The sequence below is a fragment of the Nocardiopsis sp. NPDC006938 genome, from assembly GCF_042869555.1.
In the GTDB taxonomy this organism is placed as follows: Bacteria; Actinomycetota; Actinomycetes; order Streptosporangiales; family Streptosporangiaceae; genus Nocardiopsis.
This window is the reverse complement of the sequence record NZ_JBIAGA010000011.1, coordinates 38,613-52,539: the sequence shown is the minus strand read 5'-3', so window position 1 is coordinate 52,539 and position 13,927 is coordinate 38,613. Positions and strand designations below refer to the sequence as shown.

Annotated in this window: 11 protein-coding genes; 6 read left to right on the top strand and 5 right to left on the bottom strand. The window is 72.4% G+C overall.

Going from position 1 to position 13,927, the window contains the following annotated elements:
• Positions 1–40: 40 nt before the first annotated feature.
• From ACFYL4_RS17445 to ACFYL4_RS17435, 3 genes are all read right to left on the bottom strand, one after another.
• Positions 41–247, bottom strand: a complete 207-nt coding sequence (locus ACFYL4_RS17445; protein WP_357761265.1) for a hypothetical protein — start codon at positions 245–247, stop codon at positions 41–43.
• Between the two features lie 148 nt (positions 248–395).
• Positions 396–1,052, bottom strand: coding sequence for a hypothetical protein (locus ACFYL4_RS17440; RefSeq protein ID WP_357761267.1), 657 nt, complete (start codon positions 1,050–1,052; stop codon positions 396–398).
• Between the two features lie 74 nt (positions 1,053–1,126).
• A complete protein-coding gene (locus tag ACFYL4_RS17435) occupies positions 1,127–1,753 on the bottom strand; it encodes a DoxX family protein (protein WP_357761269.1) in 627 nt (208 codons plus the stop codon).
• Positions 1,754–1,926: 173 nt separating this feature from the next.
• Between ACFYL4_RS17435 and ACFYL4_RS17430 the strand changes: the two genes are divergently transcribed.
• The 4 genes from ACFYL4_RS17430 (at position 1,927) to ACFYL4_RS17415 (ending at position 6,971) form a co-directional block, all read left to right on the top strand.
• The gene (locus tag ACFYL4_RS17430; protein ID WP_357761272.1) at positions 1,927–2,643 is read left to right on the top strand and encodes a ribonuclease HII; all 717 of its coding nucleotides are present in this window, start codon (positions 1,927–1,929) and stop codon (positions 2,641–2,643) included.
• Between the two features lie 214 nt (positions 2,644–2,857).
• A complete protein-coding gene (locus ACFYL4_RS17425) occupies positions 2,858–5,359 on the top strand; it encodes an AAA family ATPase (RefSeq protein WP_387519249.1) in 2,502 nt (833 codons plus the stop codon).
• A 35-nt stretch (positions 5,360–5,394) separates the two neighbouring features.
• On the top strand, positions 5,395–6,129 hold the full coding sequence (locus ACFYL4_RS17420; protein ID WP_387519247.1) for an NDP-sugar synthase: 735 nt from the start codon (positions 5,395–5,397) through the stop codon (positions 6,127–6,129).
• A gap of 44 nt (positions 6,130–6,173) precedes the next feature.
• Positions 6,174–6,971: a tyrosine-protein phosphatase gene (locus tag ACFYL4_RS17415; RefSeq protein ID WP_387519245.1), complete on the top strand. Its 798-nt coding sequence runs from the start codon at positions 6,174–6,176 to the stop codon at positions 6,969–6,971.
• A 6-nt stretch (positions 6,972–6,977) separates the two neighbouring features.
• Here ACFYL4_RS17415 and ACFYL4_RS17410 read toward each other — a convergent pair whose 3' ends face one another.
• Complete coding sequence (locus ACFYL4_RS17410; RefSeq protein WP_387519417.1) at positions 6,978–8,591, bottom strand: hypothetical protein; 1,614 nt, start codon at positions 8,589–8,591, stop codon at positions 6,978–6,980.
• Positions 8,592–8,865: 274 nt separating this feature from the next.
• The gene (locus ACFYL4_RS17405) at positions 8,866–9,150 is read right to left on the bottom strand and encodes a three-helix bundle dimerization domain-containing protein (RefSeq protein WP_387519243.1); all 285 of its coding nucleotides are present in this window, start codon (positions 9,148–9,150) and stop codon (positions 8,866–8,868) included.
• 579 nt (positions 9,151–9,729) lie between these two features.
• On the opposite strand from ACFYL4_RS17405, the gene ACFYL4_RS17400 reads away from it, so the two are divergent.
• Together ACFYL4_RS17400 and ACFYL4_RS17395 are read left to right on the top strand one after the other, a co-directional pair.
• Positions 9,730–11,793, top strand: coding sequence for a SpoIIE family protein phosphatase (locus ACFYL4_RS17400; RefSeq protein ID WP_387519241.1), 2,064 nt, complete (start codon positions 9,730–9,732; stop codon positions 11,791–11,793).
• Between the two features lie 196 nt (positions 11,794–11,989).
• On the top strand, positions 11,990–13,663 hold the full coding sequence (locus ACFYL4_RS17395; RefSeq protein WP_387519239.1) for an RNA polymerase sigma factor: 1,674 nt from the start codon (positions 11,990–11,992) through the stop codon (positions 13,661–13,663).
• Positions 13,664–13,927 lie beyond the last annotated feature (264 nt).

Below are 13,927 nucleotides of genomic sequence, written 5' to 3'. Positions count from 1 at the left end.
GGGGTGGCGGGGCCCCGTCGCGCGCGTACCGTGCGCGAACTCAGCTCGCGGTCGTCAGGGCCGGGTGCAGGGTCAGCCCCGAGTATCCGGCGATGTCGATGCCGTGCCGTGCGGCGATCTCGACGAGGTCCTCGACCTCTCCGGCCTGCGCCTTGGCGAGGTCGTCGTCTCCGACGGCGTGGGCGCGGCGCAGCGCGGTGAGGGAGTCGTGCAGACGCAGGTGAAGGGTGAGCGCGAACTCGCGCATGGTTCCTCTTCTCGGGTGACGAGACTGCGGTGGGGGAGAACCGTGAGGGTGTCTCCCGGGGGACCGTCCCTGTCTACACGCCGAGGGTGAGAGCCGGGTTGGAGCGGGACAGCGCCGGGTAAAGCGCCGGTCCCACCCGCTCCCCGTCCTAGTGGTCCACCCACACGTACCAGTCGCCGGAGACGTGTTCGTAGATCCGCGACCCCTGGCCGGGAACGAAGACCCCCACGGGGATCTCCTCGGTGCTGTGCGCCAGTCCGGCCGGGTAGAACAGCCCGGCCTTCTCCACCTCGTAGTGGGTGACGTCGCCGGTGACGGACACGCTGCGCAACGGGTAGAGGCCGGTCCACTCCCCGTTGCGGGGGATGGTCGTGGGGTCGGCCACCTCGTCGCGTAGTTCCAGGAGCTGCTCGGAGGAACCCGCCACGCGTGTCTTGAGCGGCACGTCGGCGACGGCCAGGCCCAGCGCCAGGAAGGCGATGAGCGGGGCGGAGATCCAGCGCAGCCAGTAGTGGCGGATCATCGGCCGGGCCACGGCCAGCGCGATCCCGAGGCGCAGCGCGCCCATCCCGGCCAGGAGGAGCCCGCCGCCGAGGCCGATCACGAACGTGGGCAGGTGCCCGGCGGGCACGCTGTCCTCGAAGAGCAGGGCCAGCCCGATCACCGCGCAGGCGGGGATGTAGAGCCGGCCGGGGGGACGGGAGGCCCAGCTGATCAGCCGCTGGCCCAGCGTCGGCTTCTCGGCGATCTCGATCAGCTTGGCCACGGACCCGTCGGGGTTCGGGCCGGAAGCCGAGGCGGACATGGCGATCCTTCCATCGAATCCGGGTCACGGCGACGCGGGCCCGATGGGCGGCCGAGGGGCTCGAACGGGCCGCGTCACAGTCGATTCGGCCGACGCGGTGCGGCCTGCTCCACAGGATAGAGCAGAGGAGGGGCGTGTTCGGGGCGACGGGGGGAAAGAGCGGACGTCCGTCCCCGCCTGGCGGAGACGCCACGGCGGCTGACCTGGCGGTGTCCGCGGGGCCGGGGAGTGAGGACGAGGTAGTCCCACGACCACCGGCCCCCGCCGACCGCCATGAGCACGCACACCGCCGTGACCAGCGCGGTCGCTCCCCAGGAGCCGAACGGGGAGGACTCGGAGGCCGCGGTGGCGAGCGTGCCGACCACGGCTGACAGGGCCAGGAGCGGCCCGGTCAGCCATGTGAGCAGACCCACGGCGAAGGAGACCGAGAGCGCGACGAGCAGCGCGGGGACCACGGGCGCGACCAGGGAGGCGGCGGGCACCCCGGAGTCGGCCAGCCGCTCGGTGACCAGGGCCTCCCGGCCGCGCAGCGCCAGTCCGTACTCGGCGAACACCCAGCCCACCCCCACCCGGGTGGCGGCGGCGATGACGTCGTAGAGGCGACCGTGCAGGAACGGGGGACCGGGCCGGTGCCGTGACGCGGGGCGGGCCGGAGTGCGCGGCGGGGGTACGGGCCGTGTTCTCGGCCTGGTGTGCTGCATGTCCATTCCTTCCGGCGGCCCGGCACGGCGGTCCCAACAAGCGGAAACTACCGAAAGTCACGCTCCATGACTGGTTGTCACGCACGGTGAGTCGCACAATACCCATCAGAGGGGCGTCCGGAAGGGGTGCGGAACCGGCCCCGGAGGTCCCCCGGCCGCCCTAGGGTTGTGGCGTGCCGACGACGACAACCCCGAAGAACAGCGCCCCGAAGGGCGACCCGACCCCCGCCCCGACCCTGGAGGTCGAGAACGAGCTCCGCTCCCACGGCGCGCGCGTGGTGGCGGGCGTCGACGAGGTGGGCCGCGGCGCCTGGGCCGGCCCCCTCCTGGTCTGCGCCGCGATCCCCGGCGAGGACGCGCCGCCCGCCGGACTCACCGACTCCAAGCGACTGACCCCCCAACGGCGCCGCGAACTCGCCGCCCGGATCGAGCCCTGGGTCGCCGACCACGCCTTCGGTTGGTCCGAGGCGGCCGAGATCGACGAGGTCGGGATGACCGAGGCCCTGCACCGCGCCGCCCGCAGGGCCCTGGACGCCCTCGACCCCCGCCCCGACGCCGTGATCCTCGACGGCCGCCACGACTTCATCGGTCGGCCCTGGCGGGTGCGCACCCAGGTCAAGGGCGACCTGCACTGCGTGAGCGTGGCCGCCGCCGCGATCCTGGCCAAGGTCCGGCGCGACGCCCTCATGGCGGAACTCGCCGACGAGCACCCCGGGTACGGGTTCGAGCGCGCCGCGGGCTATCCCTCGCCCGTGCACAAGTCCGCCCTGGCCGAGCACGGCCCCACCCCGCAGCACCGCGTGAGCTGGTCCTACCTCGACGACCTGCCCCGCTGGAGCCACCTGCGCCGGGTCCGACCCGCCCCCGGAGGACAGATCCCCCTGCTCTGATCCGCCTCTGATCCGCGCCGGGCGGCCCGCGACACGCCACCCCGCACTGGACATCCGACCCCCCTTGGGGCAAGGCTGTTCCCTGGACCGCTCCCTTCGACCCGACTCCGGGACGACGCCCCGGCCCGACCGCCGGAGCCCGGGCGCCGTTCCCCTCCGACCCCGGCCCGCCCCCGGGCCGACCACGCGACCCCCACGCAGGAAGGGGCTAGGGATGACGCGCCAGACGCGTTCCGCCGCCGCCGCGCCACCCGACCGGGCCTCCGCGCTGGACCGCCTGCGCGCCGTCCACCGCGGGCTCCCCCTCGGGCAGCGCCTGGCGGCGGGGCTGGTGGTGCTCACCGTGGCCGCGGTCGCGGCCTTCGTGCTGAGCCTGCCGGTGGTCAACGTCCTGGTCGGCACACTGCTCGTGCTGGTGGCGTTCGCCGCGCTGATGCGTTCCTTCGACTCCTTCCTCACCGTGGTGGTCTCGGTGGTGTGGCTGGCCGTCGCCGTCCCGCTGTTCCAGATCCCGCTCACCGGAGAACCGGTCACCCTGCTCGTCCTGCCGCTGCCCCTGCTCGTGGTGCTGGCCGCGGGGCGGGCCCGGGAGTTCCCCGCCTGGCACACCGCGCTGCTCTCGCTCACCGCCGGTCTGGTCTCCGGGTTCTCCGTGGCGCTGGTCGGCATGATCGTCGAATCCTTCCCCGCCGGGGCCGGGATCGCGGTGCTCTACGCCGCGGCCGGGGCCTGCCTGCTGTGGCGGCTGCTCGCCTCCGGACAGGTGGCCAGGGAGAGCCGGGAGAACGACGAGAAGCGCGGGAACGGCACCAGATCCGGGCCCGGGTCCGGCGAGCCCTCGGCGGGGACGGGGCGGAACGCGCCCGCCGGCGCCGACCGGGCCGGGAACCAGGGCGGACGCCAGGGCTTGCGCGGCCGGGGCTCCGACGGGACGCGCGGGGGCGGCGCCCCCGGGGGCGACGACACCGAGGAGGAGCCCGTCCCCGTCGACGTGGCCCTGGCCGAGCTGGAGAACATGATCGGGCTGGAACCCGTCAAGCAGCAGGTCCGGGGGATCGCCGCCTCCATCGAGGCCGCCCGGCTGCGGGCGGACGCCGGGCTCTCCGTGGAGCGGCCCCTGCGCCACCTGGTCTTCTCCGGGCCTCCCGGCACCGGCAAGACCAGCGTCGCCCGCACCCTCGCCACCATCTTCCACTCGTTCGGCCTCCTGCCCAGCTCACGGGTGGTGGAGGCCCAGCGCGCCGACCTCGTCGGCGAGTACCTCGGCGCCACCGCCATCAAGACCAACGAGCTCATCGACGGGGCCCTGGGCGGCGTGCTCTTCGTCGACGAGGCGTACTCGCTGGTCAACGAAGGCGACGGACAGGCCGACCGGTTCGGCAACGAGGCCGTGCAGACCCTGCTCAAGCGCGCCGAGGACGACCGCGACCAGCTGGTCGTCATCCTGGCGGGATACGAGAAGGAGATGGACGCCTTCCTGGCCACCAACCCCGGCCTGGCGTCCCGGTTCTCCACCCGCATCAGCTTCCCCAGCTACTCCTCCGCCGAACTCCTGCGCATCGCCGAGAACCTCGTGGGACAGCGCGGCGACTACCTCGACCCCGAGGCCGCCCGCACCCTGCGCCGCCGCTTCGACCAGGCGGTGCAGCGCGAGGCCGTGGACGAGCTCGGCAACGGCCGCTTCGCCCGCTCCCTGGTGGAGAAGGCCTCCCAGGCCCGCGACGTCCGCGTCGTCACCTCCGGGACCGACGGCGACGCGCCCGCCCTGCGCCCCAGCGCGGACGCCCTGGTCACCGTGCTCGCCGCGGACGTCGAGACCGCCTACGCCGAACTCACCTCCCGCCTCCCCGGCTTCGGGGAGTCCCCCGGTCTGGAGGAGGCGATGGCCGAACTCGACGGCATGATCGGTCTGGAACCGGTCAAGGAGCAGGTGCGCTCGCTGGTCGCGCAGCTGCGCGTGGCGCGGCTGCGCGAGGAACAGGGCCTGCCGCACCAGCCGCCGATGCGCCACTTCGTCTTCACCGGCCCGCCCGGCACCGGCAAGACCACGGTCGCGCGCGTGCTCGGCCGGGTCTTCTCCGCGCTCGGCATGCTGGGCCGCTCCGAGGTGGTGGAGGCCCAGCGCGCGGACCTGGTGGGTGAGCACTTGGGCGCCACCGCCGTCAAGACCAACCGCCTGGTGGACCGCGCCATGGGCGGTGTGCTGTTCGTGGACGAGGCCTACTCCCTGGTCAACCCCGGATACAGCGGTGGTGACGCGTTCGGTGCCGAGGCCATCCAGACCCTGCTCAAGCGCGCCGAGGACGACCGCGACCGGCTCGTGGTGGTCCTGGCGGGCTACACCGACGAGATGGACCGGTTCCTGGCCTCCAACGCCGGGCTGTCCTCGCGGTTCAACGTCCGCGTGCGGTTCCCGTCCTACGAGCCGGGAGAGCTGTCCGAGATCGCGGACGCGGTGGCGGCCCGTACGGGGGACGTCTTCGACGACACGGCGCGCGAGGACCTCCACAGCATCTTCACGCACGTGTGCGAGACCGGGTGGATCGACGAGCTGGGCAACGGCCGCTTCGCGCGCTCCCTCTACGAGCGGGCCTGCTCCCACCGCGACCTGCGGGTCTCCCAGGAGGTGGGGGAGTCGGCCACCGCCGCCGAGCTGACCGTGGTCACCAGCGAAGACGTGCGCCTGGCCTACGCCGACGCCACCCAGCAGCGCTAGGGAATCCCCGTCCCCCTCCTGCTACTGTCCAGTACATGACCGCTGCGAGCACATCCTCCGAGTCCCCCGTCAGACAGGCGTTGATCCTCGCTGGAGGACAGGCCACCCGGCTGCGGCCCTACACCGACACCCGCCCCAAGGCGATGGTGGAGGTGGCCGGACGGCCCATCGTCGACTACCAGCTGGAGTGGTTGGCCTCGCACGGTGTCGAGCAGGTCGTCGTCTCCTGCGGTTACAAGGCCGAGGTCCTGCGCGAGCACCTGGGCCAGCGGCGGGAGGGGCCCGAGATCACCCTTCTGGTCGAGGACGAGCCGCTGGGCCGGGGCGGAGCGCTGCGCTACGCCGCGACCGGGCTCCGCGACCCCGAGGCGCCGTACTTCGCGCTCAACGGCGACGTGCTGACCTGGTTCCCGCTGGACGAGCTCACCGACCACCACCGCGCCAAGGGCGGGCTCGGCACCCTGGCCCTGGCCCAGTTCCGTACCACCTGGGGCATCGTCGACGTCGACGCCGACGACCGGGTGGAGGGGTTCACCCAGAGCCCGCTGCTGCCGGTGTGGATCAACGCGGGCGTCTACCTGTTCGAGCCCGGCCTGACCCCGCTGCTGCCCGTCAAGGGCGACCACGAGTCCTCGACCTTCCCCGACCTGGCCGCGGCGGGGCGGCTCGCCGCCTACCGCATCGACGGGTTCTGGCGCGGGGTCGACACCGCCAAGGACGTCAAGGAGGCCGGTGCCGAGATCGAGGCCCTGCGGGGGGACGCGGGCTGAGGGCGCGTCCGGTGCCGGCCACGTGGTGACGGGGCGCCGGGTCGGTGGGTATCGTCTGCGTCGTGACGAATGACGGTTTCCTCCTCCCCAGTGCCCCCAACTTCCGTGACCTCGGCGGCCACCGCACGAGGGAAGGCCGTACCGTTCGGAGCGGCCTCATCTACCGCTCCGACGCCCTGCACACCATCACCGGGCCGGACCTGGACGTCTACCAGGGCCTCGGCCTCCGCCAGCTGGTGGACCTGCGCACCCACCACGAGCGCGACCGCCTGCCCGACGTGGTCCCGGAAGGGGCCGAGTACGCCGTCGTGGGCGTCCAGAACGCCGAGGCGGCGGGCGCCAACTTCGTCGACCTGCTCTCCGACCCGGACCGCGCCAGGGCCGTGTTCGGCGGTGGGGCCGCCGAACGGTTCATGCGGGAGGTCTACCGGGCCCTGGTCTCCGACACCGAGGCCCTGGACGGCTACCGCGAACTGGTCGAGCGCGCCGCCAAGGGGCCGACGTCCCTGGTCTTCCACTGCAGCGCGGGCAAGGACCGCACCGGTTGGGGCGCGGCGCTGCTGCTCACCCTCCTCGGCGTCGACCGTGCGGCGGTCACCGGGGACTTCCTGGTCAGCAACGCGCGCCAGGCCAACACCGACCGCTGGATGCGCCAGTTGTCCAAGGACAGCCAGCTCCCGTGGGAGGACGTGGAGCCCATGACCCGGGTCCGCGCCGCCTACCTGGACACCGCGTTCGACCGCGTCGACGAGGTGTACGGCTCCTTCGACGCGTACGTGGCCCAGGGCCTCAAACTGTCCGAGGGCACCCTGGAGGCGCTGCGGACCCGCATGCTCGACTGACCGCGGCTACAGGGCGTCGAGGCGGCGGCGCAGGTCGCTCTCGCTGGTGGCGCTGAACAGCACCTCGGTGAGCACGGCCAGCACGGTCGGGCGGTCCTGTCCCCGGTCGAGCATCCGGCGGGCGGCCGTCCACAGGTTGGCGGGGCGGCCGTCCCAGAGCCGCTTCGCCAGCCGCTCGTGCCGGTCCAGTTCCCGTTCCCGCTGGGCGTCCGTACCGGTGACCGGCCGGTACCAGCGGTCCTGTCCGGTGGAGTGGTGGCGGCCGCTGTGCGGGGTGGCGGCCTCGTACTCGCCGTAGTGGTCCAGTCTCAACAGGGCGCGACGCCCCCGGGAGGTGTCCGGGGCGAACTCCTCCGGTGCGCCGGTGACGATCTCGCTGGCCAGCAGCGGGAAGGCGAACATCCGCCGTGCCAGGGACGCGAAGTCGCCGTCCGGCAGCAGGCGCCGCACCGCCTCCTGGCGCAGCCCCAGGGGACGGGCCGGGTCGCGGTAGGTCGCGGCGAAGGCCGAGATGGTCTCCCACACCGCGTCCAGGGTGGCGGCCACCGCCACCTCCGGGAGCTGTGAACGGGCCCCGGCCCAGCGCACCCACGCGGCGAGGACGTGCGGCATGGCCTCCTGCTCCTCGGGCAGCAGCACGACCCGGCCGGGCAGCCAGTGCAGCAGGAACGACTCCACCTTGCGGGGACTCACCCGCAGCGGCCGCCCCGAGTCGACGTCGCAGCCGTGCGCGATGATGTGGTCCACGCAACGGCTGGCCGCGTAGGAGTCCGACAGCTCGGCCGCCTGGTCCGAGGCGAGGAAGCGCGCGGCCAGGACCGCGCGCCGGTCGCGCCGCCACACGGGGACCGGGGAGAGCACGACCCCGTCCGGAGGGAGGGGGAGCCGCTGCACCCGGGCCGCGGCCAGAGCGAAGAGCGAGGCCAGCGAGCCCCCGGTGAGGTCGGCGGAGGAGATCCCCACCGGCTCCACGGTCGGTCCGGCGGACGGGTCCGCGCGGACCCCGGTGACCACCCGTTCGGTGCGTTCGAGCGCACGTGAGAGCAGGGCCCGCGCCTCGGTCAGCTCCAGGCGGTCGAAGCGGGCCAGGTCGTCGCCGTCCGCGCGTTCGCGGCACTGCTCCAGCAGCAGGTCGACCTTGGTCGTGACCCAGGCGTCCCGCAGCAGCCCGCCGCTGTTGTGGTCCAGGACCAGGATGAGCGCGTGTTCGGCCGGCATCGATCCGGTGCGGTCGGGCGCGTCTCGGCTGAACACGCACACGACGTCGTCGGTGTCGCCGAACCGGTCGCCGTTCACGTAGACGGCCACGGGGGAGACGGCGCCCAGCTGCGAGGCCCACGCCGGGGCCTGGAGCCCCCGCTCGCGCAGGGCGATCATGCCCTGTTCGGCCAGCTCGCGCTGGGACGGGGAGGTGCCCAGCGCCGTGATCGCGGCCAGCACTCCCAGCCCCGCCGGTCGGCCGGAGGCGGTGGCGTGCGTGATCAGCCCCTCGCCGAGCAGCCGCTCCACGTCCACACCGGGCAGTCGTTCACCCCACCAGGAGCCCAGGAGGGCGCTGAAGGCCAGCTCCGCGTCGAGCGGGTGCCGCATGGCGAGCAGGGCTCTGGCCGCGCGCAGCATCTCCTCGAAGGCGGCTGCGGGGACGTCGGGGCCTGTGGGTGAGGGCGAAGGGGATGGCACGAACTGAAGCGTATGCCAGGGGGCGGCGGGTCCGCTCCCGCTTGTGCGCAACCGGTCGGCGGGGCGCGGGGTCCTCGGTCCGCCTCACGTGGCGACCGGGCCCCGGAGGAGGCCGCGCCCCGGAGAGCGGGTACGGACGCGGCCCGGACCGGGCGGCGCGACGGCCGGGCGCGGCTCCCGTGAGGGTCCGTGCCCGGCCGTCACGCCACCGGGCTCAGCGCGGTTCCGGGACCGCGCGGTGGCCGGTGAACAGCGTCGTCCCCGAGCGGCGGGCGGCCCTGCGGACGGCGGAGGGCGGCACGGAGTTCACCACGGCCTCCAGGTGCTCGCGCGCGACCCGCTCGACGAGGTGCGGTGTGACCGTGATGCCCAGGTGTTCGGCGCAGTGCCAGGTATCGGTGACACAGCGCTCGACGCGGCGGGGGGACAGCCCGCTGAACTCGTCGTGAAGCCGTGCCGAGATCTGTCTGAGATCCTGGACCGGGAAGGTCTGGAGCATTCTCGCTCACACTCCTGGCTGATGGATGGGTCGGGACGGTGACCTCCACCTATTCCACTTGTTCTGAGCGGACAGTCAACCCTCGTCGCGGCACGCTGTTGATAAAACCTGGAGGGGGCGCCGTTTACCCGGAGGGCCCGGTCACCGGGGGTCGCCGATGCGAAATGGGCGTTTCGGACATATAACGTTCCCGTTCCGAACGGTTACCCGCAAACCGTGCCCCCTCGTCCTCCATCGGCAATTATGGGAAAACACGCCCGCAAAGCCCCCGGTCGCCTGTGCCGGGACGGTGCCGTGGCCTAACATTTACCTTCCACCCGCGGTACCGGCCGCTCCCCGGTGGCCGTTGCGCGTCGGCGGGTGTGTCTTATGCTTGAGCCGTGACAGCGGCCGAGAGGAGTCATGGAGCGTGACTCCTGGGAGCCGCGGAGCCCCCCGACCGGAATCAGCGCCGCGCGTCCCGCGCCGGAACGCCACCGCGCACGGGTGGCGGGCACGGTGCGCAGGGGACCACGCGGTCCACCAACCCCCCATCGAAACCCGGCTGGGGAATCCGAAGGTTCCGGAGGTGTCGAGCAGTTGAGCGCCGAGACGTCCATTCCCCCGCCCAGGATCAACGCGGCGGAACTGCCGGACGCGGTGAAGTCCCTCCTCACCGACGCCCCCATCGGTTTCGCCCTCCTGGACCCCGACGACGTCTTCGTCTCGATCAACACCCGGATGGCCTCCGTCCTCGGCGGCACCCCCGACCACTGTCTGGGCCGTACCCCCGCCGAGGTGGGGGAGCGGACCGACGACCCGGCGGGGGCGGCCGCCCACCTCGCCTCCGCGGCCAGGGTCCGCGAGACCGGACACTCCGTGCGCGGCAGTCACCGCACCGCCTCGGGCCAGGTCTGGGACCTCACCTGGTTCCCGGTCGACGACCCCTCCGACGGGGCCCGGCACGTCGCCCTCATCGCCGCCCACGACCACGAGGGCGGCGCGGCCCACCGCGAGGAGCGGCGACTGCGCGCCCTCCTCCAGGCGGGCAACCAGATCGTCTGGTCGGCCGGGGCCGACGGCGACGTCAGCGAGGACTGCCCCCAGTGGCGCTCCGTCACCGGCCAGGACCTCGACGCCTACCTGGGGCGCGGCTGGCTGGACGCCCTGCACCCCGACGACCGGCCCGGCGTGGAACGCGCCTGGGACGACGCCGTCCTGGACGTCACCCCCTTCGACGCCATGTTCCGCGTGCGCAGCCGCGCGGGCGGGCACGTCCACTACCGGGCCCGGGCCAACCCGGTCACGGACGGCTCCGGGGCCGCCGAGTGGCTCGGCACCCTGGTGGACGTCACCAACGAGCGCGAGGCCGACGAACTCCGCCAACGCCTCAACCAGCAGCTCAGCGAGGCGGCCATGCGCACCGCCCGCCTCCAGAAGGCGACCTCCGACCTCGCGGAGGCGCTCACCGCGGACGAGGTCGTCCAGGCCATGTCCGAGATCGGCCGCTCCGGCGTGGGCGCCGACCACACCTCCGTGGCCCTGTACGACCGCGACCGGCTGCGCCTGCGCATCCTCTCCGCGGACGGCTGCGCGGGCCTGCCCGAACGCGGCTTCTCCCTGGACTACCCCGACGTCGCGGCCCGCGCCGTGGCCTCCCGGGCGCCCCGTCTGGCCGCCAGCCCCGCCGACCTGCGCGAGCTGATGGAGCACGCCCCCGAGGTCGAGGAGCTGCTGGAGCGCACGGCCGAACGCGCCTGGGTCGCGCTGCCGATGATGGTCGCGGGCCGCCCCATCGGCGCCCTGCGCTTCTCCTTCCGCTCCCAGCGGGACGTGACCGACGAGGAGCGGGTCTTCCTGGAGGCGCTCGCCGGACAGTGCGCCCTGGCCATCGGGCGGGCCATCGTCTACGAACGCGAGCACGACACCGCCGAGGAGCTCCAGCGCAGCCTCCTGCCCGAGGAGCTCCCCGAGGTCCCGGGCGTACGACTGGCCGCCTACTACCGGTCGGGCTCCCAGCACGTGCAGGTGGGCGGCGACTGGTACGACGCCTTCCCCCTGCCCGACGGCCGGGTCGCCGGGGTCCTCGGCGACGTCATGGGCAAGGGCATCCACGCCGCGGCGGGAATGAGCCGCATCCGCAACGCGTTGCGCGGGCTGGCCTTCTCGATGCCCGAGCCGGCCGACGTGCTGACCGGGCTCGACCGCATGTTCTCGGCCACGGAGACGTGGGACCAGGTGACGACCCTGGTCTACTTCGTCCTGGACCCGGTCACCGGACAGCTCGACCTCAGCAACGCGGGCCACCTCCCGCCGCTCGTGGTGGCCGGGAACGCGGGGCCCTCGCTGCTGGAGACCGAGCCGGACACCCCGCTCGGCGTCAGCTCTCCGAGGGGCCACCACAAATTCTTCGTGCAACCCGGTAACACCGTCGCCCTCTACTCCGATGGACTGGTTGAGAACCGCAGACGATCCGTCGACGCCGGTCTGGACGAGCTCGTCAGGGTCGCGTCCGCCCTGCAGGCGCGTCCCGAGGTGGTGGGCGATCCACAGCAGATGCTGGAGTACCTTGTTGAGAGCATGCTCGATGGGTATGAGCAGGACGATGATGTCACTCTGCTCGCCGTTCAGCTTCCGGTGATCGATTCCGCGTCGGAGCGGTAGACCGTACGAACAAGTCCATTGCCTTGCCTACAGTGAAGAAGCCACCGCGCCCCGCGAAGCGGAGGTGACCACGGCTTCCCCGCCCAGTGGGGACGATCCCAGGCCGCAGGTGGGAGAGGGTGCAGTGCCCGGTCCCGGCCGAACCGGACCACCGGGTCCGATCAATTCTCGCCACACGTCCGTTCGAGAGGTGTTTGTGTCATCTGCCAGTTCGACTCGCTCGAAGCAGTCCGAGTCACTGCAAGAGCCCGTCATTCAGCAGCTGATCGAGCGTGGGCGGTCCCAGGGCTTTCTTGAGCCCGAGGACGTGCGCCGTGCCTTCGAAGAGGCCGAAATCCCGATGTCGCAGGCGCAGTCCGTGCTCCGCAGCCTCGCCAAGGAGGGCGTGACCGTACTCGTTCCCGAGTCGGCCTCCTCGCGGCGCAAGACCACGCGGCGCAAGTCGGCGACCCCTCGGTCCAGCACCACCACCACCCGCTCGACCACCACCACGAGCCGGGCCGCCAAGCCCGCCCGTGCGGCGGCCGCCCAGGACCAGCCGGAGACGGTCACCGCCGTCGTCGACGCCTCGGAGGGCACGACCGCGAAGAAGGCCCCGGCCAAGAAGGCGGCGACCGCGAAGAAGGCGGCCGCCCCCAAGAAGGCCGCGGCGAAGAAGCCCGCGGCCAAGGCCCCGGCCAAGAAGGCGGCGGCGACCAAGAAGTCCACGAAGAAGGACCTCGAACTCGCTTCGGGTTCGGGCGAGGGCGACTTCGCCGAGGACGGCCTGGACGACGACCTCGAGCACACCGGCGCCGAGCTGGAGCTGGTCGAGGACACGGCCGAGCCGGAGAAGGAGACCAAGCCCGCCAAGCCCGAGACGGTCGGCGCGCCCGTCAAGCCCAGCAAGGACGACGACTCCTTCGTCCTGTACGACGATGACGACGACGCCCCCGCCGCCCAGGTGGTCGCGGCCGGCGCCACCGCGGACCCGGTCAAGGACTACCTGAAGCAGATCGGCAAGGTCCCGCTCCTCAACGCCGAGCAGGAGGTCGAGCTCGCCAAGCGCATCGAGGCCGGCCTGTTCGCGGAGGAGAAGCTCTCCGAGGAGAGCGACGTCCTCACCTTCGAGCTCCGCGACGAGCTGGAGTGGATCTCCGAGGACGGCGGCCGCGCCAAGAAGCACCTGCTGGAGGCCAACCTCCGTCTGGTCGTCTCCCTGGCCAAGCGCTACACCGGCCGCGGCATGCTGTTCCTGGACCTGATCCAGGAGGGCAACCTGGGTCTGATCCGCGCGGTGGAGAAGTTCGACTACACCAAGGGCTTCAAGTTCTCCACGTACGCCACGTGGTGGATTCGGCAGGCGATCACCCGGGCGATGGCCGACCAGGCCCGCACCATCCGTATCCCGGTGCACATGGTCGAGGTCATCAACAAGCTGGCCCGCGTGCAGCGCCAGATGCTCCAGGACCTGGGCCGCGAGCCCACCCCGGAGGAGCTGGCCAAGGAACTCGACATGACCCCGGAGAAGGTCGTCGAGGTGCAGAAGTACGGCCGCGAGCCGATCTCCCTGCACACTCCGCTGGGCGAGGACGGCGACAGCGAGTTCGGCGACCTCATCGAGGACTCCGAGGCGATCCAGCCGGGCGAGGCGGTCAGCTTCACCCTGCTCCAGGAGCAGCTGCACTCGGTGCTCGACACCCTGTCCGAGCGCGAGGCCGGTGTGGTCTCCATGCGCTTCGGGCTCACCGACGGTCAGCCGAAGACTTTAGACGAGATCGGCAAGGTCTACGGGGTCACCCGTGAGCGCATCCGGCAGATCGAGAGCAAGACGATGTCGAAGCTCCGTCACCCGTCGCGCTCCCAGGTGCTCCGCGACTACCTGGACTAGTCAGCCGGTCCAGGAGCGGACCCACGCTTCAGGCTGAGAAGACGAACGGGCGCGTCCCCCCGAGGTGAGTCGGGAGGGCGCGCCCGGTGTTCGTACCCCCGTCATGCCCACGGGTGTGGCGACGCCCGCGTGTCCCTCATGGCATCGGGTACTCACTGTCCCCGCACGGAGTCCGATCTCCCTCCGACGCGCACCATGCTGCCCCACGCGCTGTAGGTGTGGGATAAAGGCGAGCTGGTCCCGGTTCCGTCATGGTTCGTCCCG

What these genes read in the sequence shown, in the direction of transcription:
- ACFYL4_RS17445 (WP_357761265.1), bottom strand. Translation starts at nt 247, where the DNA reads ATGCGCGAGTTCGCGCTCACCCTTCACCTGCGTCTGCACGACTCCCTC.
- ACFYL4_RS17440 (WP_357761267.1), bottom strand. Translation starts at nt 1,052, where the DNA reads ATGTCCGCCTCGGCTTCCGGCCCGAACCCCGACGGGTCCGTGGCCAAG.
- ACFYL4_RS17435 (WP_357761269.1), bottom strand. Translation starts at nt 1,753, where the DNA reads ATGCAGCACACCAGGCCGAGAACACGGCCCGTACCCCCGCCGCGCACT.
- ACFYL4_RS17425 (WP_387519249.1), top strand. Translation starts at nt 2,858, where the DNA reads ATGACGCGCCAGACGCGTTCCGCCGCCGCCGCGCCACCCGACCGGGCC.
- ACFYL4_RS17420 (WP_387519247.1), top strand. Translation starts at nt 5,395, where the DNA reads ATGACCGCTGCGAGCACATCCTCCGAGTCCCCCGTCAGACAGGCGTTG.
- ACFYL4_RS17410 (WP_387519417.1), bottom strand. Translation starts at nt 8,591, where the DNA reads ATGCTGCGCGCGGCCAGAGCCCTGCTCGCCATGCGGCACCCGCTCGAC.
- ACFYL4_RS17405 (WP_387519243.1), bottom strand. Translation starts at nt 9,150, where the DNA reads ATGCTCCAGACCTTCCCGGTCCAGGATCTCAGACAGATCTCGGCACGG.